The organism is Streptomyces sp. NPDC090994 (assembly GCF_044768905.1).
Classification (GTDB): Bacteria; Actinomycetota; Actinomycetes; order Streptomycetales; family Streptomycetaceae; genus Streptomyces.
The window spans coordinates 78,441-103,117 of record NZ_JBIVWS010000016.1 but is presented as its reverse complement, the minus strand read 5'-3'; the positions used below and the strand labels follow the sequence as shown (position 1 = coordinate 103,117).

Below are 24,677 nucleotides of genomic sequence, written 5' to 3'. Positions count from 1 at the left end.
GCGCCAGGGGTGAGCGGTGACGGTGACCGCAAAGACCACAACCTCCGTTGGTGACGCAAAGACGACGGGCCGCCGGGGAGCGGGCACCATGTGGCCCACATCGACGCGACGACAGGTGGTGGCATCGTGCGCCTGCGCACCCCCCTCGCCCTGTTCGGGGCCGCCGTGCTGGTGCTCGTGGGACCGCCGCTGCTGGACACCGGCGGCGGCGACGGGACCGGTACGCAGATCCCGGGCCTGCGCCTCATGGTCCCCAACACGCCCGGCGGCGGCTACGACATCACGGCCCGTACGGCCGCGAAGGACGCCGAGGACGCCGGACTGACCCATGGCATCGAGGTGTTCAACCTGCCCGGCGCCGGCGGCACGGTGGGGCTGAGCCGGCTGGTGGGTGAGCACGGCAACGGCAGGCTCGCGATGTCCATGGGCCTGGGCGTGGTGGGCGCCGTCCGCTCCAACGACGCGCCCCGTACCCTCGCCGACACCACGCCGATCGCCCGGCTCACCGAGGAGCAGGACGTCGTGGTGGTCGCCGAGGACTCCCCGTACCGGACGATCGACGAGCTGATCGGGGCGTGGAAGAAGGACCCGGGCAAGCTGCCGGTGGGCGGCGGTTCGTCACCGGGCGGTCCCGACCACCTCGCGCCGATGCTGATGGCGCGGGCCGCGGGGATCGCCCCGAAGGCGGTCAACTACGTTCCGTTCGACGGCGGCGGCGAGCTGCTCGCCTCGATCCTCGGCGGCAAGGTGGCCTTCGGTGTCTCGGGCGTCGGCGAGTACCTCGACCAGATCAGGGCGGGTGAGCTGCGGCTGCTCGCGGTGACCGGCCCGGAGCGGGTCGAAGGGCTGGACGCGCCCACCCTGAAGGAGGCGGGCTACGACGTGGACTTCACCAACTGGCGCGGCATCGTCGCCCCGCCGGGTCTGTCGGACGCCGAGCGGAGCAAACTGGTGCGGCTGGCCGAGGAGTTGCACGACTCGCCCGAGTGGCGGAAGTCGATGGAGACCAACGGCTGGGACGACGCCTTCCTCACCGGCGAGGAGTTCGGTGACTTCCTGGACGCGCAGGACCAGCGCGTGGTGTCGGTACTGAAGGAGCTGGGGCTGTGACGACCGGAACCACTGAACGGGCCGACCGGCGCTCCTGGCTGCGCGACCACTCCGAACTCGGCGTCTGCGTCCTGCTGCTGGCGCTCGGCGTGCTGGTCCTGACCGACGCGCTGACCATGGACGTCGACATCACCCAGCGCGGCCCGGTCGGCCCGCGGACCGTGCCGGTCGCGGTCGGCGCCGGGCTGCTGCTGATCGCCGCGCTGCTCGCGGTGGACGTGCTGCGCGGCGGCCGGGGCGAGGCGGAGGGCGGCGAGGACGTCGACCTGTCCGAACCCGCCGACTGGGGCACGGTGCTGATGCTCACCGGGGTCTTCCTGGGCGCGGCCGTCCTCATCGAGCCCGTCGGCTTCCCGATCGCGGGGGCGCTGCTGTTCTGGGGCGCCGCGTTCGCGCTGGGCAGCCGCCGCCTCGACCGCGATCCGCTGATCGCCGCGGTGCTGTCCGTCGTCACGTACGCCGTCTTCGACCAGTTGCTCGGTGTCCCGCTCCCCGGCGGCCCGCTGATGGGAGTCCTGTGACATGAACGCCCTCAACTCGCTGTGGGACGGCTTCGGTACGGCCCTCACCCCGCTCAACCTCCTGTGGGCCGCGCTCGGTGTGCTGCTCGGCACGGCGATCGGCGTCCTGCCCGGCATCGGCCCGGCGATGGCGGTCGCCCTGCTGCTGCCGGTGACGTACGGCCTGGACCCGGTCGCCGCGTTCATCATGTTCGCGGGCATCTACTACGGCGCCATGTTCGGCGGCTCGACGACCTCGATCCTGCTCAACACGCCCGGGGAGAGCGCGGCCGTGGTCGCGGCCATGGAGGGCAACCCGATGGCCAAGGCGGGGCGCGGCGCGCAGGCGCTGGCGGCGGCCGCCGTGGGCCACTTCGCGGGCGGCATGATCGGCACGGTCCTGCTGGTGGCGCTGGCGCCGACGGTCGCGGACCTGGCGGTGGACATCGGCGCCCCGGACTACTTCGCCATCATGGTGCTGGCGTTCATCGCCGTGACGTCGGTGCTGGGCTCCTCGCGCGTACGCGGGACGGCCTCGCTGCTGATCGGCCTGACGATCGGGCTGGTGGGCCTGGACCAGATGACCGGACAGCAGCGGCTGACGTTCGGTTCCCTGCAACTGGCCGACGGCATCGACGTGGTGATCGTCGCGGTCGGTCTGTTCGCGATCGGGGAGGCGCTGTGGGTGGCGGCCCACCTGCGGCGCGGGGCGGCCGACCCGATCCCGGTGGGCCGGCCCTGGCTCGGCCGGGCGGATCTGCGCCGGACCTGGAAGTCGTGGCTGCGGGGCCCGTTCATCGGCTTCCCGTTCGGCGCGATCCCGGCGGGCGGCGCGGAGATCCCGACCTTCCTGTCGTACGTCACCGAGAAACGGCTCTCGAAGCACCAGGACGAGTGGGGCAAGGGCGCCATCGAGGGCGTCGCGGGCCCGGAGTCGGCGGCGTCCGCGTCGGCGGCGGGGACGCTGGTGTCGATGCTGACGCTGGGGCTGCCGACGACGGCGGTGGCGGCGGTGATGCTGGCCGCGTTCCAGCAGTACGGCATCCAGCCGGGACCGTTGCTCTTCGAACGCGAACCCGAGCTGGTGTGGGGCCTGATCGCCTCGCTCTTCGTCGGCATGGTGCTGCTGCTCGCGCTGAACCTGCCACTGGCCCCGGTCTGGGCCAAGCTGCTGCGCATCCCGCGCCCCTACCTCTACGCGGGGATCATGTTCTTCGCCGCGGTCGGCGCCTACGCCGTCGGCGGCGAGGTCGTCGACCTGGTGACCTTGCTGGTCATCGGCCTGGTCGGCTTCGGCATGCGGCGCTACGGGCTGCCGGTGCTGCCCGCCGTCATCGGCGTCATCCTCGGCCCCGCCGCCGAGCAGCAGTTGCGGCGCGCGCTCCAGATCAGCGACGGCAGCGTCACCGGTCTGGTCGACACGCCGTTCTCGGTGACGGTGTACGCGGTGATCGTGCTGCTACTGGCCTGGCCGCTGCTGCGGCGGGCGGCGGGGCGGGGCTCCAGCTCGTCCGGTTGAGGCAGGAACCGGTGTCGTCGCGGAGCCGGCCGACGAGGGTTCCGGCGACGACGCGGCTGCCGGCCTCGCCGAGCCGCCGCCCCGGTTCGCGCACCTCGGCCTCCTCCGGCACGGAGACTCACAGCGGGGTGGCCTCGGACAGGCCGCCGGCCTCAAGGGCGTCCTGACCGCCTGGCCGCCGCCCTGCTCACCCCGCAGGAACTCCAGGTCGCCCGGGCCGTCGGCGAGGGCCTCAGCAACGGGGAGGCCGTCGCGTCGCTGTTTCCGTCCCGCGAGACGATCGAGGCCCGCCTGACTCGCTCTACCGCAAACCGGGCGTCCGGGCGAGGTGAGGATCACCGCGTGACGCGAGCCGCTGTCAGTGCTGTTCCTCGACCGCGGCCTCGCGCGGCACCGGCGCGACGGTCTTCCTCCGGCGGCGGTACACGACCCCGCCGCACACCGCGAGGAGGACCGCCACGATCGCGGCCACACCGAACTCCGTCCGCTCGGCGAACAGCCGCCCCAGCAGTTCGAGGGCCCCGAGCCCGGCGGTCGCGTAGATCAGCGCCCAGCCCGCTCCACCCACGAAGAGCGCGGGCAGATAGCGCGGCAGGGGCATGCGCATGCTCCCGGCGAGGAAGTTGGCCGCGGTCTGGAAACCGACGGTCAGGAAGGAGACGGCGACCACGGGCGCGCCCCAGCGCTGGATCGCCCGCTCGACGCGCCGGAACCTGTCCGAGGAGTGCCGTGCGGCGAACGTACTGCGCCGTGCGCCGGCGCCGGCGAGCCGCCCGACGGCGTACGTCCCTCCGGCCCGCAGCAGCACGATGACGTAGAGACCGGCGGCTGTGAGCGCGACCTCATCCACGACGCCTCGCCCTCGGCGCCACCGGGCCCTCGACGGGCACGAGCCTGGTCTCCATGTCTCACCTGCGGTCCACTGCTGCCGGTTCCGACCCCCGCGCCCATTGTCGCACCCGGCCCCGCTGAGCAGCACCGGGGTCGGGGACCCTCGTCCCCGCCTCCCCGGGAGGGCCCGCAGCACCGGCCGGGCGGCCGGCTTCCGTGCTACGCCTCGCCCGGCACCGTTGTCATCGCCCGCCCCGCCCGAACCACCAGTCCGAGGGCGGCGTCGATGTCGGCCGTGGTGGTGGCCGGGTTGATGGTGCACATCCTGAGGACCGTACGGCCGTCGACGCGCGTGGTCAGCAGCAGTGCCTGGCCCGTGGCGCGGACGGCGTCGCCGACGGACCGCTGGAGGCGGTCGGCGGCGGCCGGGTCGACGGGGCAGCCCGGGGGCCGGCAACGGAAGGTGAGGATGCCGAGGCCCGGGGGGCTGGTGAGGTCGAGGTCGGGGTGGGCGGTGATGCGGGCGGCGGCGTGGTCGGAGAGGTGGAGGCCGTGATCGACGGCACGGCGGAAGGCCGCGGCGCCGAACGTCTTGAGGGAGAGCCACACCTTCAGGGCGCGCAGGCCGCGGGACTGCTGGGGGCCGAGGTCGTCGAGGTTGACCTCGTCGTGACGGGCCTCGGCGGGGTGGAGGTATCCGGTGTCGAGGTGGTGGCGGGCCATCCGGAAGGTGGCCCTGAGAAGCTCCGGGTCGCGGACGAGGACGCAGCCGGTCTCGTAGGGCTGGAACAGCCATTTGTGCGGGTCGAAGGTGAGGGAGTCGGCGTGCCCCAGCGCGTCGCGCAGGTGGTGGCCGCGCTCGGAGACGGCGTACGCCGCCCCGTGGGCGCCGTCGACGTGCAGCCACAGCCCGTGCCGGCGGCAGAGCCGCGCGAGGTCCGTGACGGGGTCGACGGCGCCGGTGCCGGTGGTGCCGACGGTGGCGACGACGGCGAAGGGACGCAGGCCGGCGGTGCGGTCGGCGTCGATCCGGGCGGCCAGGGCCCGCGGGTCGAGGCGCTGGCCGGCGTCGGGTTCGAGGGCGGTGAGCTGGTCGCGGCCGAGACCCAGCAGGTGGGCGGCGCGGGCGACCGAGGGGTGGGCCTGGGTGGAGCAGTAGAGGCGGGCGCCGGCGAGATCACCGGCGAGGTGGTGGTCGCGGGCGGCGGCGAGTGCCGTGAGGTTGGCGACGGAGCCGCCGCTGACGAACAGGCCGCCCCAGTGTCCGGGCAGCCCCAGCAGTTCCTTCAGCCAGTTCAGGGCGGTCAGTTCGACACGGGTGGGGCCGGAACCGACCAGCCATGCGCCGGGAACGCTCAGGTGGGCGGTGGAGAGCAGGTCGGCGAGGAGCGCGGGGTAGTTGCCGGTGGTGGGCACGAAGGCGAAGCAGCGGGGGTGGTCGAACCGGATGCCGAGGGGCAGGACGTCCCGGGCGAGGCGGTCGAGCAGCCCGGTCAGGTCGCCGCCCTCCTCGGGCAGCGGCTCGTCGAGCAGCGCCGCGAGTTCGGCGGGACCGGCGACGGCGTGCGGCGGGCCGTCCGCCACCGTGCACAGCCGCTGGACGACGAGGTCCACGGCATGCCGGCCGGCGGCCCGCATCTCCTCCGCGGACAGGGCGAGTTCACCGGGGCGGTAGGGGTGCGGGGCCTCGCCGGCGCTCGCGGGGCGGGCCGACGGCACCGGGCCGGCGGCCGGGGCGTCGGCGCGGGACCGGGTCATGCGGGATCACCTGTCGTGGTTCGGATCTCCTGGGTGAGGAGCCGTTCGGTCCAGGACCGGCCCCAGGGGCCGAGGGCGGGTCGTGGGGACACGTCGCAGAGGTGGTGGCCGGTCTGCACCAGCACGAGTTCGTCGCCGGGCAGCACGGGCCCCGGTGAGGCGTGCGGCCAGAGCAGGGCCGTCCCGGCCCCCTGCTGTGGGAGGGGCTCCGGCAGAGCCGTCTCGTCGAGCGTGCCGGTCCCCGCGAACGGTTCGAGCAGGTGGAGGGGGCCCTCTCCCGTCAGCCGGTACTGGCCGGGGCGGGGCAGACCCGTGACGTTGCCGGGCCGCCGGGCGTGCACGACGAGCTGGGCGAGCCTCGGCACCGGGCACGTCATGGCGCGGACGGGCGGCAGTTCGGGCAACAGACAGGCCAGTACGTGCAGCCCCAGCAGAGGCAGCAGCCCGGCGGCGGCCTCGGCCGCCTGGGCCAGGGACGCCACCGTCTGGAAGCGCGGGTTGATCTCGATGACCACGGGCGTCCCGCCGTCGACGACGAGGTCGAGGCCGAAGACGCCCCGGAAGCCGTGCCGGCGCAGCACGTCACCGACGGCACGGGCGGTGTCCCGGACGCGGGTGAGGAGCACGGCGGGCAGGTCGGAGCCGTCCAGGAGCTGGTTGCCGCAGTGGGTACCCCATCCGGGTGTCAGTTCCGGCAGGCCGACGAGTTGGTGGGAGACGGCGGAGACGACGGTCCGGTCCGCTCCCGCGCAGGCGCTGACGGTCAGCGGCAGTCCGGGGACGCGCCGGCTGAGCCGCAGGGTGTGGCCGGCCCACGCGTCCAGGGCCGCGGGCAGCGCGTCGGGGGTGTCGACGGGGACGGTGCCGCGGCCCGCCAGGTTGTTCTCCCGGCGCTGGAGCACCGCGGCGTCCCAGCCGTCCGGCCAGTGGGCGGCGGCCGACGGCTGCCGCCGCGCCGGGACGACCACGTGCTCGGGGACGGCGACGCCCGCTTCGGCCAGCAGGTCCAGCGAGTCGATCTTGTCGGAGGCGCGGGCGGTGATGCCGGCGGGCGGGGCGAGCAGCGGGCAACCGTGCTGCCGGGCCCAGGCGCGCGCGTGGTCACCGTGTTCGGGGGCGAAGGCGACGGCGACCGTCCGCCCGCCGGTGCGGTGTGCGGGCCGCGGCGGGGGCGGAGCCGTCAGCAGCGGGGAGACGGGCTCGTGCCGTACCCGTCCGGTGGCGGGGCGGCAGGAGGCCGGCAGGAACGCGGAGCGGTCGAGGAAGACGATCTCGTCGGCCAGCCGTTCCAGGTGAGCCGTCCCCTCGTCGGCCGCGACGCCTTCCAGCGTGACCGGGCGGGGTCCGTCCGGTTCCCGCACGGGAGGCAGGGCGTCGGACGCGGGTCCGGGTCGGGCGGGTGACGGGGCGTTCGGGCGCACGATCAGTTCCTCCGGTGGGCGGCGGCTTCGCGGCGGTGGTGCAAGGGCGGCGGGTCGGCGTCCGGCCGCAGCAGCCTGCCGCGGGAGACGGCCAGGCGGTCCAGGGTGTGCGGGGCGTCGGCGCCGGTCCCCAGCAGGGAGGGGCCGTGGCCGACGAAGCGGGCGCAGATGCCGTGGTGAGCGGCGTGCACCTCCGTCAGGGCGGCATGGAGCCCACGTCCCGCGACACACCGCGCCGCGGGGCAGGCGGCGGCGTGGGCCCTGCCTCAGATCCCCAGCTGCCGTACGAGGGCCCGGTGGTCGGCGGACCACAGCCCCGAGAAACCGTCCCGCTCCGCGGGCGGTTCCATCGACGGCCGTACCTCTGTCTGGTAGGCGTGCGGGGTGAAGGACGCGGTCGCTGCCATGGCGGCCGCGCTCGCCCGGAGCAGGACGGCCGCGTCCCGGGTCGCGGCCGGCCCGGGGTGGCGTCCCGCGGGCCGGGCGGTGGCGTCCCGCAGGGCGACGACGGTGGCGGCGGTGAGCGCGAAGAACAGCCGGTGCCCCGCCCTCCAGCGGGCCCTCGGATTCCCGGCCGGTGCGCCGACGGGGGCGGGCGTGCCCGCCCCGCAGACCGCCAGCGCCGCGTGCAGGGCGGCCCGGTCGTCGGCGCGGACCCAGGCACTCGCCTCGGCGGTGGTCTGCAGCAGTGCCCGCAGCAGGGTGCGCGCCGGGTCGCGGGCGGTACGGGCGACACCGAAGTGCGCGTCGTACACGGCCTCCCTGGGGTCGGCGAGGGGTCCGGCGTCCCCGGGGCGGGGGTCGGCGCCGGGGCCGTCGCCCGGGGCGGGGAGTTCCGCCGCCGCGGCACGGAGTGCCGAACGAGCGTCGGGCAGCAGTTCGGGCGGGGGCAGCCACACGGGGCTCGTACGGGTGATCATGACTCCATGGGGGTGGGCCTGGGAGGCCGCGCGTCTAACTTCCGCACATGAACGAGCGCGCTTTTCAGACCGCCGCGGCTGACGCGGCCGGCCGACTGGCCGACCACTGGCGGGCCCTGGCCTCCTGCGAACTCCCCGTGGTGCCGTCCGGTCCACCGGGCACCACGCTCAAGGCGCTCCCGGAGACGGCGCCGGAGCAGGGCGAGGACCTGGCCGGCATCCTCGAGGACACCTGGCGCACGATCGTGCCGCAGCTGGTGCACTGGCAGCACCCGAACTTCCTGGGCTACTTCCCGGCCAACAACTCGCCCGCCTCCGTGCTGGCCGAGCTGGTCACGGCGGGTCTGGGCGTACAGGGCATGATGTGGTCGACGTCGCCCGCCGCCACGGAGCTGGAGCAGCGGGTGTGCGACTGGCTCGCCCGTGCCCTGGGCCTGCCGTCCCGGTTCACGCACGCGTCGGGGCAGGGCGGCGGCGTGATCCAGGACTCGGCGTCGTCGGCCGCGCTGGTCGCCGTGGCCGCCGCCCTGCACCGGGCCTCCGGGGGCCGGTGGCGCGAGCACGGGACGGAGGGCCGGCTGCGCGTCTACTGCACGGACCAGGCCAACCACAGTGTGCCCAAGGTCGTCCGTGTCGCGGGCGCCGGTGAACCCGTCCTCGTGCCGACCGTCCCCGGCACGCACAGCATGGACCCGGCCGCCCTGGCCGACCGCCTCGACGCCGACCGGGCCGCGGGGCTGGTGCCCGCCGCCGTCGTCGCGACCGTGGGCACCACCGCCACCTGCGCCATCGACCCGGTGCCCCGGATCGGTGCCGTCTGCCGGGAGCGCGGCGTCTGGCTGCACGTCGACGCCGCCTACGCCGGCAGCGCGGCGCTCTGTCCGGAACTGCGGGAGGCGGACGCCGAGGCGGACCTCGCGGACTCCTACGCCGTCAACGCCCACAAGTGGATGCGGACCGGCATCCCGTGCGACGTCCTGTGGGTCGCCGACCGCAGGGACCTGACCGACGCCCTCGGCGCGACCTCCTCCTATCTGCGCAACGACGCCACCGACTCGGGGCAGGTCGTCGACTTCAAGGACTGGCAGGTTCCACTCGGCCGCCCGATGCGGGCCCTGAAGCTCTGGTACGTACTGCGCGCCCACGGGCTGGAGGGACTGCGGGAGGTGATCCGGCGCGACGTCCGGCTCGCCGCCCTGCTCGCCTCCCTGGTCGAGCGGGAGCCCGGCTTCCGTCTCGTGGCCCACCGGCTGGGGCTCGTCGTGCTGCGCGCGGAGAGCGACGAGGTGACCCGGGACATCACCCGGCGCCTCACCGGGAAACCGGAGGTCCTGTGCACGCCCGCCACCGTGGACGGCCGGCCGGTGCTCCGCGCCGCCCTGGGTTCCCCGTACGCCGACGAGGCGACCGTCCGCCGGGCCTGGGACACCGTCCGGGCCTGCGCCGCGTCCGTCTCCTGACGGACCGGAAGGCCCGCCGGGGCCGGCCTGCGCCACTCCCCCGGCACGTCCCGGACGGACGGCTCCCGGCGGGCCGGACGGCTCCGTCACAACGCGGTCGGACGGACGCCGATGAAGTCGACCAGCGTGTGGCTGACGCTGTCCTCCTTCACGATGCTCTGCCCGCTGGCCTGCAGGGCCTGGCATCCGTCGCCGACCTGGGCCCCGGGCGAGAGCAGCACGATGTTGCAGAGCATCACCGGTTTCTGCTCGGTCTGGTTGGAGTCGGCCGCGGCCTGCGCCCCGTTCGCCAGTACGGCGGCGAGCGCCGTCAGCGACAGGCCGGCCGTACGCGTCACACCCCTGGAGCGTCCTGCCGTCATCTCAGGCTCCCAGGGCGGCCGGGACGGCGACGTCGAGCCGGTTGACCAGGTCGACGTCGTCGGTGTGGGTCTTCAGCACGCCCTGCTTCACCCTCTGCCGCGCCTCGCACGAGCTGTGAGCGGTCGTGGCGGCCGCCGGTCCGGTGTCACACAGCATCGACGGGCTGTACGTGTTGATGTTGGTGTCCGCGGCGGCCCCTCCCGCGGCGGGCAGCACCAGCACCCCCGCGGCCAGGGCCGCGGCTCCGACGAACTGACGGGTACGCATCGATGAACTCCTGAACGAAGACGGAAGGCTCAAGGCACCAGGCCGTCGACCGGCGTGATCACGTCGGCGAAGTCGAAGAGGTCGGCGCTCTTGCTGTGGTGCTTGACCATCTGCTGGTCGACCTGCTGGTCCGTGACGCACGACTGTCCCTCGGTGCTCACCGACAGCGGCCCCGCACCGCACGTCATCGGCGGGTCGGCCAGGTTGTCGTTGCTGTCCGCGTGAGCCGTCCCTACCGCTCCCGCCGCCATCAGGCCGCAGCAGAGCGTCAGCACGACGCGCCCGCACCCGTTCGTCATGTGCGCCATCCCCATCGCTTTCACCGGTACGTCACAGCTGGTACGTGGTGACAACGGGCTAGGCCGGTCGGAGGACACTGCCCTGTGACAAGCGGTTTTCCCGGCGATCCGTTCGGGCGGTCCGAGCCCCGTCTCGCGGGACGCGCCGCTGACCGTCACATGGCCACGACAGCCGTCTTGCCGCCGTCCACCGTGAGGGTCGCGCCGTTGATGTAGGACGCCTTGGGCGAGACGAGGAAGCGGACAGCGTGCGCGACGTCCTCCGCGTCTCCGCCCCGTCCGGCCGGCAGCGAGGCGAGGTAGGTTCCGTACATGTCACGGACCCCCTCGTTCACCGGGGTGAGGATGAAGCCGGGGTCGACGGAGTTGACCCGCACCCCTCGGGGACCGTACTCCGCCGTCCACGACTTGGTCATCATGGACAGCGCCGCCTTCGACGCCTGGAAGGCGCACGTGCCGGCAGCCGCCATCGAGGTGCTCAGGCTCCCTACGTTGACGATGGCCCCCCGCCCGCGCTCGGCCATGGCCGGTGCGAAGGCGCCCGTCAGGAGGAACGGCGCTTTGGCGTGGAGGTTGAAGGCGGCGTCGAACATCTCCTCCGGAGTGGACTCGGTCGGCGCGAAGCCGCCGCCGCCGGCGTTGTGCACCAGGACGTCGAGCGGGCCGTCGACGGCGTCCCGTATCCGCGTGACCAGGCCGCGCACAGCCGCCGGATCGGCCAGGTCGGCGACGAGATCGAGCGCTCGGCCACCCGCCGCCTCGATGTCCCGGCGGGTCTCGGCGGCCCGGTCCCGGTCCCGGCCCGTGACCACGACCGCGTACCCGTCCTGGGCCAGGCCGACCGCCGTCGCACGTCCGATCCCGCTGGTCGAACCGGTCACCAGTGCCCACGACGGACCTGGTGCGGACGTCTCGGAGTGGCCGTTCTCGCTCATCGCGGGGTTCCCCTCACATGCTCCGGTGGAGATCACCGAACTGGCGCTCACCGTCGATCCTAATCCCCGCGACCACCCACTCGCCTTCCTCAACTCACTTGCGGCAAGGTGTATTTGAACCTACGCACCACCCCACCGCAGGCCCGTCTCAAGCGGGGTCGCGGAGTCGGTAGCGGATGCGGCACGGCGCGGCCAGGCCCCGGGGGGACAAGCCCGTCACGGGTGTCGGGGTGTCGAGCAGTTCCAGGTGGTAGCGGCGCAACAGGAGAGTGAGGAAGACCTTGGTCTCCAGGCGGGCATAGCCTTGGCCGAGGCAGCGGTGGATGCCTGAGCCGAACCCCAGCAGGTTCCGGGCGGCCCTGGGATCTTGCTCGTAGCGCTCGGGGCGGAACGCTTGCGGGTCGGGCCACTCCTCGGGCAGTCGGTGGGTGAGGTACGGCGAGGTGAGGACCATGGTGCCGCGGGGGATGCGGCACGGGCCGATGCGCAGGTGACGCATGGCTTTACGGGCGATCAGGATGGCCAGCGGGTGCAGCCGCTCGGATTCGTACATCAGGTGGTCGAGGCGGGTGAGGGCATGCATCGCCTCCATGGTGAGCGGCTGCCCGGCCGGCACGTGCTCGCGTTGTTCAGCCAGGAGGGCGGCCTGGTACTGGGGGTGGGTCAGCAGATCGGCGAGGCTCCACGCCAGTTGCCCGGCGGTGGTCTCCCGGGCGGCCCACACCAGGCCGAGGGCCTGGTGAACGATGGAACTGTCCGGTACGGCCGTCCCGTCGGCGTAGCGGCTCTGGCAGAGCGACTGGAGGAAGTCCGGTTCCGTCTTCGGACGCGCGCGCCGCTGGGCGAGACAGTCCAGGACGATGACGTGCAGGCGCCGGCGGGCCTTGCGGCTGCGCCGTGACCGCAGGGGGCGCAGCCAAGGGGGCAGGAGGAAGCTGACGTTGGCGGAGAAGTCCTCGAAGTCCTCCAGCGCGCCGACGAGGCGGTGGCCGAACTCCTCTCCGAAGAAGGTGTCGGCGATGATGCGCAGGTTCAGTTCGGCACACATGCGGACGAGTTCGACTTCACCGTCGTCACCCAGCCGCCGGATCAGGTCCTGGGTGTGTCTTTCCATCACGGGCAGGTAGCCGTGGAGGGCACCGGACCGGAAGACGGGCACGTACAACTCGCGCTGGCGCCGGTACTCCGGGGTGGGGGCCATGAAGTAGAAGTCGGACCCGAACATGGTCCGCAGGAACGGGTAGGAGGCGGCGATGGACAGCGTCTCCTCCGGCAGCGTCATGATGTCACCGCGGTGTTCGGGGTCCAGCAGGACGACCGCGGGTACGCCGGCGAGGTTCAGCCGGAACAGCCTCCCGTGTTCGGCGTACCCGCGCTCCAGAACGGCGGTGGCGTCACGCATGAAAGCGGGCATGTGCCCCAGCAGGGGAAGAGGTCCTGACACCAGGGGGGCGGTCGAGCCGGCGGTGGTGGCCGGTGCGGCGACGGCGAAGCCCGCTGCGGAGCGCTCGTCGGACGGTGTTGCTGCGCGCTGCTCGGTCGGGTCCACGACAGTACTCCACGTCGACGGCAGAGGGAGAGAGGGAGGAGGGAGGCAGGGAGGCAGGGAGGCAGGGAGAGGGTCCTGCTTCACGTACCCGTCGGCACGGTGATGGTCCGGACATGTGCCTGGGCGCCGGCTCCGTGCCCTACGGCCGTCAGATAGCGGCCCAGGGCGCTGAGCGGGAACAGCAGCCGGTACAGGTGGTAGTTGAGCGGCAGGTCTCCGGGGAAGCCGGTTCCCGTGTATTCGGGTTCGTCCCAGCAGCCGTCCTCGCGCTGGGTGCGGGCCAGCCAGCGCACGCCCGCGGCCACCTCCGCACGGTCGTGCTGTCCGGCGGCGAGCAGACCCAGCAGCGCCCAGGCGGTCTGGGAGGCCGTGGAGGGTCCGCGTCCGCGCCAGGCGGGGTCGGTGTAGGACTCCCACTTCTCCCCCCACCCGCCGTCGGGGTTCTGGTGGTTCACGAGCCACCGCACACCCCGGCGGACCGCCGGGTGACGGGGCGGCACGCCCGCGGCGACGAGGGCGGGCAGAACGGCGCCGGTGCCGTACACGTGGTTGACTCCCCAGCGGCCGTACCAGGAACCGTCGGGCTCCTGGTGGCGCAGCAGCCAGTCGACGCCGCGGCGGGTGGCCGCCTCGCCGGCCCGTCCGACATCGGCGAGCATCTCCACCACGTGCGCGGTCACATCCGCCGACGGCGGGTCGGTGACCTCGCCGAAGTCGCAGAACGGCAGCCGTGCGGGCCAGCGGCTGGTGTTGTCGGCGTCGTAGGCGCCCCAGCCGCCGCACTGCGACTGCATACCGAGGTTCCATGACACCGCCCGGCCGATCGCCGCCGCCACCCGGTCCGGCCGGGGGTGCTGGACGCGGCGCAGGGCGAGGACCACTTCGGCGGTGTCGTCGGTGTCGGGGTAGTTCCGGTTGTGGAAGCCGAACGCCCAGCCGCCAGGGGCCAGACGGGGTCGGCGTACCGACCAGTCGCCCCGCGCCGTGACCTCCTTGGCCAGCAGCCAGTCGGCGGCTTTGACCAGGGCCGGGTTGTCGGGCGCCAGGCCGGCGTCGGTCAGGGCGGTGACGGCCAGGCAGGTGTCCCACACCGGCGACTGACAGGACTCCACCCACCGCTTCCCGTCGGGGGTGCGCACGGTGAACGCCTCCGACGCTTCCAGGGCCGACCGCAGGACGGGGTGGTTCAGGCTGAAGCCGCACAGCCGCAGCGCGATGATCGAGTAGACCAGCGGTGGCTGGATGCCGTTGAAGCAGCCGTCGGCCTCCTGTCGCCGGATGATCCAGGTGATGGCGGCGCGGATGGCGGCGCGGCGCAGTGCGGGCGGGGCGACGGCGTGCCACCGGTGCAGTGCGCCGTCCAGGCGCTGGAAGACGCCCTCCCAGGTGGTCAGGGGTGCCCGGGGGCGGGGCGGGTTGGGGCGCGCGGGGTCGGTGTGCAGTTCGCCGATGGTGAACGGGGCCGGGGCGGTGGGCCGGTGGGCGCAGACGATCGTCAGCGGGACGATGGCTTGGCGGGCCCAGCAACTGAAGGAGTACAGGTTGAGCGGTGCCCAGGCGGGCAGGAAGATCACTTCCGGGGGGAGGTCGGGCAGGTCTTCCCAGCGCCACCATCCGAACAGTGCCAGCCAGATGCGGGTGAACACCCGGGCGCGGGCCACGCCTCCGTGCTCGCGCACCCAGGCGGAGGCGGCGGCCATGTGCGGTGCGTGCGGGTCGTCACCGGCCAGCCGCAGGGCGATGTAGCCCTCGATCGTGGTGGACAGGTCGGCCGGCCCGTCGGGGTGGGTGGCCCAGGTGCCGTCCGGTCGCTGCTTGGCGCGGATCCACGCGGCGGTCGCCCGGGTCTGCTCCGGGGTGCGGATGCCGAGGAACTCACGGAGCAGCAGGTCCTCGGCGTCCATCGTGACGTTGGTCTCGAAGTCGCCCTTCCACCATCCCTCGGGGCTCTGCGAGGACAGCAGGCGGTCGGCGGCGAGGGTCACCGCGCGGGCCGCCGACCGGGCGGTGTCCCGTTCGTCCGGATCCTCGCCGGCGAGACCGGCGGCCGGAGGCTCGCCCGGAGCCGGCCTCGTCCCTGCCGGGGAGAGGGCCGGTTCGGCCTGGTGGTGCTGCGGTGACATGGCACACCTCGGAGGTCGTCATCAACGGGCGGCGCGCCGCCGCCGGCGGAGATCCCGCAGGGGGGTGGGTCTTCGGAAAGGCAGACCACACATCTGCGATTGAACGCTCATGGTGACGGTCCCGCCACGCAGGAGCGCCGGTGAGGGGAGGGCCGGCCGCGCCGCGGGGAGTCACGGCCCCCGGAACCGGTGGCCTGCCCGGTCCGGCGGCTGGGCGGATGGCGTGAGATCGCGGCCTCAGGGGGCGTACCTCGCCTGGACGCCCAGGCACCACCGGCGAGGAGCCGTCCGCACGACCGTCGCGCACTGTAGGAGACATGGCCCAGGGCAACAGCCACCTCCCGCGAGCGGTACCGCTCGACCGACTGTTCCACCGTCTGTCATCCGGTCCTGACACACGGCCCCGCATCGGCTTCGTGCTCCACTTCGAAGGCGAGCCGCCCGCCCCCGGTGACCTGGCCGCGCACCTCGCCGCGCGGCTGCCCCTGCTGCCCGCTCTGGCCTGTCACCTGCCGCCGGGCGGCGCAGTGTGGCGGACCACCCGCGTCGACGTGGCGGAGCATCTCACCGAGATCGTGCTGCCTCCGGGGACCGCCGCTCTGAACGAGGCCCTGCAACGCCTGGTGCGGGCCCCGCTGCCGGTGTCCGCCCCGCCGTGGCGACTGTGGCTGCTCCACGGTCATGCCGCCGGGCAGTACGTCGTCCTGTACCGGGTGCACCACGCTCTGCAGGACGGGAGCGGTGTGCTGCACACGCTGGAAACCCTGTTCGCCGAGGACGCGGAGGTCAGGTCCCGCACCTGCTTCGCGGGCCTCGGTGAACCCGTGCGCGCCACGCTGGGCGACCGCGGTCGCACGGCGGCCGCCACGGCCGCGATGCTGCGCAAGGAGCGGTTCTGGGGCCGTGACCGGGACCGTTTCTCGGACGAGCGGGTCTTCCGCTGGGCCGAGGTGCCGTCCGCATGGCTGACGGAGGCGGCCCGGTCGCACGGTGTCGCACGCAACGACGTCTATCTGGCCGCCCTGGCCCACGCCGTGACACGGTGGGCCGCCGATCAGGGCACCGAGACGGGCTCCGGCATCCGCGTGGACGTCCCCGTCAGCATCCGGCGTGCCGGGGAGGTGGGCATGCCCGGCAACCGCACCACGGTTGTGCCGCTCAGGATCGCCACCGCCGGCCTCACCCCCGTCCAGTGCCTGCGGCACACCGCCCGGGTCACCGCGCCGCTGAGGTCACCGGTCGTCCGCGAGGCACTGCGCCGCAACGACGCGATGCTGCCGGCCTGGCTGGTCACGGCGCTGTACCGGGTCGTCCGGGACCCGACCCGGGCCGGCGTGAGCGCCAGCCACATGGCCCTGCGCGGCGGTCTGGCCTTCCACGGCGCGCCCGTCACCCGGGCCCTGCCGCTGACGTGCGCGCTGGACGGCACCCCGCTGTCCGTCTCCCTGCTGACCTGCCGTGACGTCGCGGCGGCGTGCTTCGTGACGGACGCGGCGGTACCCGGGCTCGATCGGCTCCACCTTCGCTGGCGAGCCTCCGTGCGGAGTCTGGCCTCCGGGTGAGGAGCGACGCCGCACGGCTGGGGCGCGGCGTCAGGTACCCGCCGCGGGGACGCGTCCCCGGGCGGTGACGCGACGCATCACCACGTCACCGGCAGGGAGCGCAAGCCGTACACGGCGTGCCGATTGCCGAAGTCCGGCGCGGCTGTGGCGCGCAGGCCGGGGAAGCGCTCCAGCAGAGCGGGGACCGCCACGCGCAGTTCCATCCTGGCCAACGGAGCGCCCAGGCAGTAGTGGACGCCGTGCCCGAAGGCCAGGTGGCCGGGAGCGCCGCGGGTGATGTCGAGCCGGTCCGGGTCCGCCAGCAGCTGCGGATCCCGGTTGGCGGCGGGCAGCGAGCAGATCACCAGCCGGCCCGGGCCGATGCGGCGGCCGCCGATCTCCACCTCCGCCGTGGTGACCTTGGCACTGCCGGAGTTCACGATGCTCAGCCAGCGGAGCAGCTCCTCGACGGCGGCGTCGATCAGGTGGGGCCGCGCGCGCAGCAGCTCCAGCTGATCGGGGTGGTGCAGCAGGGCGCACACTGCCATCCCCAGCATGTGGGCGGTGGTTTCGTGGCCGGCCAGCACCACCAGGTCGATCATGCCCACCAGTTCCTCGGTGGTCACCTCCTGACGGTGTCGCTGTACCAGCGTGCTCAGCAGGCCCGTCCCCGGGTCGGTCCGCGCCCGGGCCACCAGAGCCGCCAGGTACCGGCGCCACCGCGCCTGCGTCTGGACCCACTGGTCGCCGGCGGCCGGCTCGGCCAGCATCAGGCCGGCGCGCCGTGCCAGCTCCTCGCGGTCCGCGTGGGGTACGCCCAGCAGTTCGTAGAGCACCAGCGACGGCAGCGGCAGGGCCAGCTCCGCCATCAGGTCTGCGGGCGGCCCCGACCGCTCCAGCGCGTCCAGCCGCTCCCCCACGATCTGCCGGACGGCCGGCAGCATCGCCCGCATCCGGCCCGCCGAGAAGGCCGGGGCGAGCATCCGTCGCAAGCGGGTGTGCTCGGGCGGGTCGCAGGCCAGCAGGTTGCCCGCGCGCGCCGCGGCCGCCTCCTCGGTCCGGGGCGCTGCCCCGGCCGGGCGCAGCAGACCGTCGTGGGCGTTGCTGAACCGCGCCGGGTCGTCGAGCACCTGCCGTACGTCGCGCAGCCGCGTCACCAGCCACGCCTCGAATCCCATCGGCATCGGGACCGTGCGGACCCCGTCCTCGTCCCTCGCCCTCAGCAGGCCGGGTCCGGGGCCGAACTCCGATCGCTCCAGGAACAGCGGTACGTTTTCACTCGCCTCGGACACGCATCCTCCAGGACAAGCCTCGCGGCGCGGACGGGTCGCCTTGTCGCTCACGCACGGCGTTCGGTTCACCCACCCGCGAACCGGCGTCAGCGAGACCCGCACCCATGCCCCGTCAACGACCGCCCTGACGAGCGGTCACTGTGGCGCACGCCCGTCGGCAGGACGGTGGGCGGGCGGCTGCGCGGCCGGCGCGTCGGGCCCGTAGGGCGGTGGCGGGAAGTGGGCGGCGCCGCCGTACGGTGTTGCGGCCGTCGGTGCCGGGTACGGCCCGGCGGCGTACCCGACGGGCGCCGGGTACCGCGGCACGCCGTAGGCCGGCACCGGGTGAGCGAGGGTCGCGGGCAGGGGGGTCGCGAGGCGCTGCGGCGGGTTGCGGCGGGCGAGCCACAGCACCGCGGCGGCGTACAGCAGGATGGTCGCGGTGTCGACGGCGGCCATCTGCCAGGGCAGGTCGGCGGCGGTCTCCTCGGACGTCAGACCGTCGACGACGGCGGCGCCGAGGCCGAAGCCGGTCAGGTTGTTGAGGACGTGCAGGGCGACCGCGGCCTCCAGGCCTCCGGTGCGCACGGTCAGCCAGCCCGCGACCAGGCCGAACACCAGCAGGTCGGCGAAGCCCCACGGGGTGCCCCAGCCGTGTGCGGCGGCGAACAGCGCCGCCTGCGGCAGCACCGCGCACCACGGCGAGCGCAGGAAGCCGCCGACCGCCTGCATCAGCCAGCCCCGGAACACGTACTCCTCGGCCGCCGCCTGCAACGGCACGAACACCGCCAGCACCGCCAGCGAGACGAGGAACGTCGGCAGCCCCACCCACTCGTTCGCCGCGGCGGACTCCTCTTCGCCGGCGGGGAGGAGGAACGACGCCGCGAGCAGCACCATGCAGGCGGGCATCGCGAGCGCCAGGCAGCGCGTCAGCCAGCCCCAGCGCAGCCGTCCGGCCACCGACGAGACGCTGCCGGCCGGTCTGCGGTCGGCCCAGCGCGCGGCCAGCAGGGCCATGGGCAGCATGAGGGCGATGAACGAGAGGTCCAGCACGGTGTTGGGCAGCGGGCCGAAGTCCACCGAACCGTCGGGCCGTTCCGGCCGGCCGGACGCCTCGCCGACGCCGTAGGCCACGGTGTCGACGACGACGATCAGCAGCAGCCAGCCGCCGGTCATCAGCAGCAGCCCCAGCAGTGGTCGCCACCATCGGTGACGGCCGGTGAGGCGGGCCAGCCGGTGGTACGGGAGGGAGGGCGGGGAAGCGGGTTCTGTCATGTACAACAGCTTGCCGTCACCGTCCGCGCGGGACGTCAGCCACCGGCAGGAAAGGCGTCTCCATCTCTGGTTGGAGCCGTCCCGGTCCGGAGCTGTCCCGGTCCGGAGCCGTCCCGGGTCCGGTCGTGAGCCGTTTCCGGTCACGGAGGCCTCCGGTCGCCCGGCGGCCCTTCACGCCACGGTGGCCGGGTCGTCGGTCGTCCCGCGCGGACGGATCAGGCCCGTCTCGTAGGCGAGGATCGTCGCCTGCACCCGGTCGCGCAGCCGGAGTTTGGTGAGCAGGGCGTTGACGTGGGACTTGACCGTTCCGGTGGTCACCCCGAGCCGGTCGCCGATCTCGGCGTTGGTCAGCCCGGAGGCGATCAGCAGCAGCACCTCCCGCTCCCGGGGCGTCAGACCGGCCAGCCGCCCCGAGATCTCGGGCGGCACGGGCGCCCCGCGCGCGAACTGCCCGATGAGCCGGCGGGTGACGGCCGGGGCGAGGATGCCCTCCCCGGCGGCGACCACCCGGATCGCGGCGAGGACGTCCTCGGGCAGGGCGTCCTTCAGCATGAACCCCGACGAACCGGCGCGCAGTGCTTCGTAGACGTACACGTCGAGGTCGAAGGTGGTGAGGACGAGGACCTTCGGGCGCGTCTCCAGCGCGGTGATCAGGCGGGTCGCGGTGAGGCCGTCCATGCCGGGCATCCGGATGTCCATCAGGACCACGTCGGGGGCGGTCTGCTGGGCGAGGGACACCGCCGCCGCTCCGTCACCGGCCTCGCCGACGACGGTCAGGTCGGGTTCGGCGTCGACGACGGCGGCGAACCCGGCGCGCACCACGGCCTGGTCGTCGACGACCATCACGCGTACGGCGATGACGCAACCTCCTGGGCGACGGCCCGGTCCGGTACGTCTCCGGCGGGCAGGGACACGCGCAGCGTACCCGCCCGGTCTACGGTCATCCTCCCCTCCCCCGCCTCCACCTGGACGCGCAGCCGCTCGGCCACCGGTCCCGCGGCGGCCAGCGGCACCCCGGTGACCGTGAGGTGCGCCTGTCCCCGGCGCCGGCGCAGTGTCACCCGGGCCGGGCCCCGGTCGCCCGCGCCGAGCGCCGCCTCCACCACCCGGTACACGGTCAGGGACACCGGCACCGGCAGCCCCTCGGCGGCCCGGGGCAGTCCGTGCTGCGTCACCTTCCGCCCGGCGGTGCGCCACGCGCGGCACAGGTCCACGAGGTCGGCGGCGACCGGCTGCGGGGCGTGCCGTGTCTCCCTCTCGGTGCCGGCGCGCAGGCCGCGCAGCAGTTCCCGCATCGCGGCGAGCGCCGCCCTGGTCTCGGTGGCGACCCCGTCGAGTTCCCCTTCGTCCGCCCGCGCCACCATCCGCGTGGTGTGCTCCAGTACGGTCGCGTGCAACTCGGCGGCTATCCTGCGGCGTTCGGCGGCGGCTTCGAGGGCGGTCTGCCGGACGGCGTCGGCGAGCGCCCCGCTCTCGCGCGTCACCATCCGCAGCCGGCGCCCGCGCACGCCCAGGCCGGTCCCCCACAGGGTGAGCAGCAGGGAGCCTGTGGCACACAGCAGCAGGAACGCCGTCCAGCCGATCACCACCGGCTCCGCACACGACCCCATCAGCACCCCGTCGGCCGCGGCCGTCACCATGATCGCGGCCACCAGGTTCACGGTGGCGGCCAGGACCGCGCCGAGGGCGCGCACGGTCCGGCGGCCGTAGGCGGCGACCGCGTACACCGCAGTCGCCTCGGCCACCACGGCGCCCGGCAGCAGACTCGCCCAGTCCGCCGGGACCAGGCCGACGGCGCAGGCGGCGGGTACCAGCCAGAGGGTCGCGGCCACCCCGCCCAGCGCGGCCCAGGGCGTGTGGCGGCGCCACAGCAGGGGCAGCGCGTGCGCCACCAGCACCACGGCCAGCGCGAGCATGCCGGCCGGGTCGCCGGGCAGCGCCCCGTCCGCGATGGCGGAGAGCAGCACGAACAGCGGGACCACCACGGCGGTGAACATCAGGCAGGCGTCGGTCAGGCGCTGTTCGCGCCGCGGCGCGCGCCACCGGCCGGGCCGGTCGGGCCGTACCGGTCCGGTGCTGTCCGGCAGGGTGGCGGTCACCCGCCAGCCGCCGTCCGCCACCGGCGCCGCCGTGAGGTCGCCGCCGACGGCGACCGCCCGCTCCCGCATGCCGGTGACGCCGTTGCCCGAGCCGAGCCCGGCGGTGGCCCGCAGGCGGTCCCGCGCGGCGCGCGGCGGGCCGTTGTCCACCGTCAGGGCGAGGGTGTCGCCGGTACGCCGGATCCGGACCCGCACGGGTGCGCCGGGGGCGTGCCGCAGCGCGTTGGTGAGGGCTTCGCGGACGATGGCGAGGGCGGCTTCGGCCGCCGGGCCGGCGAGGTCGTCGGGCAGGTCGGCGTCGACGGGGCGGCCGAGGCGGCTGAACGCGGCGACCAGTTCCCTCAGCCGTCCGCTCACCGGCCGTGGGTCGGCCGCCCGCGTGTCGCGCATGACGGTGGCCAGGCGGTGCAGGGCGGTGAGCGTCTCCCGGCCGGTGCGCGCGGCGAACGCCAGGGCCTCGGCGACGAGTTCGGGCCGCTTGGCGCCGAGCCTGCGGGCCGCGTCGACCGTGACCACCACCGAGGTGAGGTGGTGGGCGCTGACGTCGTGCAGTTCCCTGGCGAGCCGGTGGCGTTCGGTGTCGGCGGCCTGCCGCCGCTCCTCCTCGGCCCGGGCCAGCCGTCCGGCCGCCGCCCACCGGCCGCCCAGCCACTGCCGCCGCGCCTCGCCCAGACCTGCGCACGCCACGAACAGGGAGGCGGTGACCCCCAGGTCGGTCAGCAACGCCGGCACGGAACCGCCGCGCAGGGCGCCCGGCAGCCACCCGCACACGACGGCGGCGGCGGTGGCGAGCACGGTGACCCGGCCGCCGCGGCGCACCGCCACGGAGTACACCGCGGCGAACGCGCAGAGGTCACCGAAGTGTTCGGGGGCGGCCGTCGCGCCGATCACCAGGCCGGCCAGCGTCCCGGCCAGCGCCTGCAGCGGGGCGCGGCGGCGCCGTCCCAGCGCGACGAGTTGCAGTACGAGGGCGACCGCCATGCCTGCGGGGAGCAGCACGCCGTGCGGCGCGCCACCCGGCAGCAGCAGGAGGGCCAGGATCGCCGCGTTGGGGAGCGAGAGGGCGGCCGGGAGGAGCCAGGTGCGCAGGGGTTCCATGTCGGGTGCGAGCGTAAGGGACGTGCCCGGCGTGCCCGGCACCGGCGGCTGTTCGCGGTGCGTGGCGTACGGACGGTGCCGGTTCACCATGCTGTTCGCCACCCCGGGCAGGTCAGGACGGGGAGTTCGGCGCGTCGGCCGGGCGGGTTCCGGCCCGGTCGCCGCTGCCCTGTCCGCCCTCGGCGCCCGGCTTGCGCAGCCGGTGGTGGACCGGGGCGAGCACGATGGCCACGAGCAGGCCGCACGCCGCCTGGAAGGTCCAGCGGAGCCAGCCGTCGGGGACGCCCTCCGCGCGGTCCAACGGGATGCGGAGGGGGTGGACCACCACGGCGCCGATCAGCAGCAGCCACCAGGGGCCGGACCAGCGGCCCCGGGCGAACGCGGCGGCGCCGAGGGCGAGCACGATGACCACGGCCATCACGACGGTGAGGTTGACAGACATCGGGACCACTTTCCTGCCCTGTCAGGCTGTTGCGGAGCGGGACGCGAAGGGGACCGGGGCGAGCGGCGGGCCGGGACCTGGTCGGCCACGGCGGCCGCGTGCGGCGCGGACCGGCAGGTCGCGTGGGAGCGGAACCGGCCCGTGCCCCGTCGCGGTCATGACCTCAGCATTCCGCCCGGCGACAGCCGGTTCGTCGGCCTGCGGGAGGAAGCGGGCCTCTGTCCCGGGGTGGAGAAGGGCGCCCACGTCCGGGCCGGACGCCGGTGCCGTCGGGCCGGTCGCCCCGGTGGTGTCCAGTGCGCTGCCAGGCACATCGCGGCGCGCTCACCAGGAACCGGGCCAGGACCGACCGGCATGGCGTGACTGGCGAAGCAGCCGCTGCACGGACCTCCGTGCACCTCGCCGGCGTTCCGTCCGGCTCGGGCGCGCGGCCCCGACGCGGTTGCCACGCTGTACGCCACGCGGGAGGTTGTCGATAGGTGTCCACGATGCCGGTGGGCGGGCTGATTCCCCGCGCCACCGACGACGCGGCGGACCTCGTCGTCCGCAACGCCGAGATCCACACCGGTGATCCCCGCCTCCCGCAGGCCGAGTGGATCGCCGTGCGCGACGGCGTCATCACTGTCGTCGGCGGTGACAAGGACGTGGCCGACCAGGTCGGCCCCGCCGCCCGGGTGGTCGACGCGCTCGGCCGCAGGATGATCCCCGGCCTCGACGACGCCCGCCTGCGCGTGATCCGCACGGCCTCGACTACGTACGCGAACTGCGCTGGAACGGCGTGCGCACCCTGAGGCAGGGCCTGGCCATGCTGCGCGAGCAGGCGGCGCGCACGCCCGAGGGGCAGTGGGTGCGGGTGGTCGGCGGCTGGTCGGCCGAGCAGTCCGCCGAACGCCGACTGCCCACCGTCGCCGAACTGAACGCCGCCGCACCACGCACCCCGGTCTTCGTCCTGCGCCTGTACCGGTCCGCGATCCTCAACCGGGCGGCCCTGCGGGCCGTGGGCTACGACCTCCCCCGGCGGGCAGATCGTGCGGGACGGAGCGGCGAACCCACGGGCATGCTCCTGGCCGCCCCGAGCGCCCTGATCCTGTACTCGGCCCTGGCCAAGGCGCCGGTGCTGGACAAGTGGTCCGGCCCGAGGACGGCGACGAGTGGCTCCGCCTCGACGGCGTCGGCGAGAGCCTCACCTGGGCGGCGGCCGGCTTCCAGAACTTCGCCCAGCAGCGCCCCGAACACGCCCCGGACCACGAGGTGGAGTTCGAGAGGGCCGTACGCCTGTTCATGGAGAACGGCTGGGGCTTCCGCCTGCACGCCACTGTGTCCGGCTCGGTGGCCGGGGCCGACCAGGACAGCGGCGTGCCGCACGTCGAGAGCACGGCGCGTGTCCGGACCGTACGTACACCGACCACCTGCCTCGTTCCCTCCTTCCACGGGAATGCGTCACGGAATAACCCTGATCATTTTATTTTCACACTTATTTCGCGGGTGGTTACCCATCAGCGCAAGGGGAATTACCTGACGAGTGGGCACGCCCACAGAGGGGGAGGTCATCCTGTTGAAGGCACGTGTCCGTCGCGCCGTGCGCCATTCCGCTTCTGCGGCGTCCCTGTCGACGACGGCCGTCGTGATTGCACCAGTGCGCCTTGCCCGGCTCGGTTGCGATCCGGTCATCCCTCATGCTCGCGCAACGGCCATCGCCGGCTTCGCAATACCGTTGCCGCCCGTACTGAACAAGAACGACAGCGGCGACTCCATATGAACCATCGCTCATGGATTTCTTGCGGGCCGAATCCCCGATGACGCCGACCATGTGCCGGGACGCGCGGTGATCCACCGAAAAGGCATCACCCACTGCCCCGCGCCTCCTCGTTCGCACTGACATCGGCCAGGCCATCC

Annotated in this window: 21 protein-coding genes and 1 pseudogene; 6 read left to right on the top strand and 16 right to left on the bottom strand. The window is 74.1% G+C overall.

The window, feature by feature from the left end:
* Positions 1–126 precede the first annotated feature (126 nt).
* From ACIQR3_RS27580 to ACIQR3_RS27570, 3 genes are read left to right on the top strand one after another with little or no spacing between them, the layout of a single operon-like run.
* Positions 127–1,110 (top strand): Bug family tripartite tricarboxylate transporter substrate binding protein, encoded by a 984-nt coding sequence (locus ACIQR3_RS27580; RefSeq protein WP_403543403.1) that lies wholly within the window; start codon positions 127–129, stop codon positions 1,108–1,110.
* Positions 1,107–1,631, top strand: a complete 525-nt coding sequence (locus tag ACIQR3_RS27575; RefSeq protein ID WP_403543336.1) for a tripartite tricarboxylate transporter TctB family protein — start codon at positions 1,107–1,109, stop codon at positions 1,629–1,631. Before ACIQR3_RS27580 ends, ACIQR3_RS27575 begins: the two co-directional genes overlap by 4 nt.
* Position 1,632: 1 nt before the next feature.
* Positions 1,633–3,129, top strand: coding sequence for a tripartite tricarboxylate transporter permease (locus ACIQR3_RS27570; RefSeq protein WP_403543335.1), 1,497 nt, complete (start codon positions 1,633–1,635; stop codon positions 3,127–3,129).
* Positions 3,130–3,487: 358 nt separating this feature from the next.
* On the opposite strand, the gene ACIQR3_RS27565 is transcribed toward ACIQR3_RS27570, so the two are convergent.
* The 5 genes from ACIQR3_RS27565 to ACIQR3_RS27545 form a co-directional block, all read right to left on the bottom strand.
* A complete protein-coding gene (locus ACIQR3_RS27565; RefSeq protein ID WP_403543334.1) occupies positions 3,488–3,979 on the bottom strand; it encodes a DedA family protein in 492 nt (163 codons plus the stop codon).
* 200 nt (positions 3,980–4,179) lie between these two features.
* Entirely contained in the window at positions 4,180–5,718 is a 1,539-nt protein-coding gene (locus tag ACIQR3_RS27560) for a pyridoxal phosphate-dependent decarboxylase family protein (protein ID WP_403543333.1), read from the bottom strand.
* Positions 5,715–7,079, bottom strand: coding sequence for an ATP-grasp domain-containing protein (locus tag ACIQR3_RS27555; RefSeq protein WP_403543332.1), 1,365 nt, complete (start codon positions 7,077–7,079; stop codon positions 5,715–5,717). The genes ACIQR3_RS27560 and ACIQR3_RS27555 overlap by 4 nt, the downstream gene beginning before the upstream one ends.
* 62 nt (positions 7,080–7,141) lie before the next feature.
* The gene (locus ACIQR3_RS27550; RefSeq protein WP_403543331.1) at positions 7,142–7,330 is read right to left on the bottom strand and encodes a hypothetical protein; all 189 of its coding nucleotides are present in this window, start codon (positions 7,328–7,330) and stop codon (positions 7,142–7,144) included.
* Positions 7,331–7,405: 75 nt separating this feature from the next.
* Positions 7,406–8,059: a hypothetical protein gene (locus ACIQR3_RS27545; RefSeq protein ID WP_403543330.1), complete on the bottom strand. Its 654-nt coding sequence runs from the start codon at positions 8,057–8,059 to the stop codon at positions 7,406–7,408.
* A 47-nt stretch (positions 8,060–8,106) separates the two neighbouring features.
* On the opposite strand from ACIQR3_RS27545, the gene ACIQR3_RS27540 reads away from it, so the two are divergent.
* Complete coding sequence (locus ACIQR3_RS27540; RefSeq protein ID WP_403543329.1) at positions 8,107–9,519, top strand: pyridoxal phosphate-dependent decarboxylase family protein; 1,413 nt, start codon at positions 8,107–8,109, stop codon at positions 9,517–9,519.
* A gap of 86 nt (positions 9,520–9,605) precedes the next feature.
* Here ACIQR3_RS27540 and ACIQR3_RS27535 read toward each other — a convergent pair whose 3' ends face one another.
* The 6 genes from ACIQR3_RS27535 to shc form a co-directional block, all read right to left on the bottom strand.
* The gene (locus ACIQR3_RS27535; RefSeq protein ID WP_403543328.1) at positions 9,606–9,857 is read right to left on the bottom strand and encodes a hypothetical protein; all 252 of its coding nucleotides are present in this window, start codon (positions 9,855–9,857) and stop codon (positions 9,606–9,608) included.
* Positions 9,858–9,882: 25 nt separating this feature from the next.
* Positions 9,883–10,149, bottom strand: a complete 267-nt coding sequence (locus tag ACIQR3_RS27530; RefSeq protein ID WP_403543327.1) for a hypothetical protein — start codon at positions 10,147–10,149, stop codon at positions 9,883–9,885.
* 29 nt (positions 10,150–10,178) lie between these two features.
* Positions 10,179–10,448: a hypothetical protein gene (locus ACIQR3_RS27525; RefSeq protein ID WP_403543326.1), complete on the bottom strand. Its 270-nt coding sequence runs from the start codon at positions 10,446–10,448 to the stop codon at positions 10,179–10,181.
* 155 nt (positions 10,449–10,603) lie between these two features.
* Positions 10,604–11,383: an SDR family NAD(P)-dependent oxidoreductase gene (locus ACIQR3_RS27520; RefSeq protein WP_403543325.1), complete on the bottom strand. Its 780-nt coding sequence runs from the start codon at positions 11,381–11,383 to the stop codon at positions 10,604–10,606.
* 148 nt (positions 11,384–11,531) lie between these two features.
* Positions 11,532–12,932: a cytochrome P450 gene (locus ACIQR3_RS27515; protein WP_403543324.1), complete on the bottom strand. Its 1,401-nt coding sequence runs from the start codon at positions 12,930–12,932 to the stop codon at positions 11,532–11,534.
* Between the two features lie 80 nt (positions 12,933–13,012).
* Positions 13,013–15,055 carry a squalene--hopene cyclase gene (shc, locus tag ACIQR3_RS27510; protein ID WP_403543323.1) on the bottom strand — a complete coding sequence of 681 codons (2,043 nt, stop codon included), beginning with the start codon at positions 15,053–15,055 and terminating at the stop codon, positions 13,013–13,015.
* A gap of 416 nt (positions 15,056–15,471) precedes the next feature.
* Here shc and ACIQR3_RS27505 point away from each other — a divergent pair, with 416 nt between their 5' ends.
* On the top strand, positions 15,472–16,617 hold the full coding sequence (locus tag ACIQR3_RS27505) for a wax ester/triacylglycerol synthase domain-containing protein (RefSeq protein ID WP_403543322.1): 1,146 nt from the start codon (positions 15,472–15,474) through the stop codon (positions 16,615–16,617).
* 77 nt (positions 16,618–16,694) lie between these two features.
* Here ACIQR3_RS27505 and ACIQR3_RS27500 read toward each other — a convergent pair whose 3' ends face one another.
* The 5 genes from ACIQR3_RS27500 to ACIQR3_RS27480 all read right to left on the bottom strand — a co-directional run bounded on the left by ACIQR3_RS27500 (position 16,695) and on the right by ACIQR3_RS27480 (position 22,781).
* Positions 16,695–17,888: a cytochrome P450 gene (locus ACIQR3_RS27500; protein WP_403543321.1), complete on the bottom strand. Its 1,194-nt coding sequence runs from the start codon at positions 17,886–17,888 to the stop codon at positions 16,695–16,697.
* A 135-nt stretch (positions 17,889–18,023) separates the two neighbouring features.
* Positions 18,024–19,142: a lysostaphin resistance A-like protein gene (locus ACIQR3_RS27495; protein ID WP_403543320.1), complete on the bottom strand. Its 1,119-nt coding sequence runs from the start codon at positions 19,140–19,142 to the stop codon at positions 18,024–18,026.
* A gap of 171 nt (positions 19,143–19,313) precedes the next feature.
* Positions 19,314–19,985, bottom strand: a complete 672-nt coding sequence (locus ACIQR3_RS27490; protein WP_403543402.1) for a response regulator — start codon at positions 19,983–19,985, stop codon at positions 19,314–19,316.
* On the bottom strand, positions 19,985–22,339 hold the full coding sequence (locus ACIQR3_RS27485; RefSeq protein ID WP_403543319.1) for a histidine kinase: 2,355 nt from the start codon (positions 22,337–22,339) through the stop codon (positions 19,985–19,987). The genes ACIQR3_RS27490 and ACIQR3_RS27485 overlap by 1 nt, the downstream gene beginning before the upstream one ends.
* A 112-nt stretch (positions 22,340–22,451) precedes the next feature.
* Positions 22,452–22,781, bottom strand: coding sequence for a hypothetical protein (locus ACIQR3_RS27480; RefSeq protein ID WP_403543318.1), 330 nt, complete (start codon positions 22,779–22,781; stop codon positions 22,452–22,454).
* A 479-nt stretch (positions 22,782–23,260) separates the two neighbouring features.
* Between ACIQR3_RS27480 and ACIQR3_RS27475 the strand changes: the two are divergent.
* Positions 23,261–24,113, top strand: a pseudogene (locus ACIQR3_RS27475) (amidohydrolase family protein); the annotation flags it as partial.
* Between the last annotated feature and the right edge of the window lie 564 nt (positions 24,114–24,677).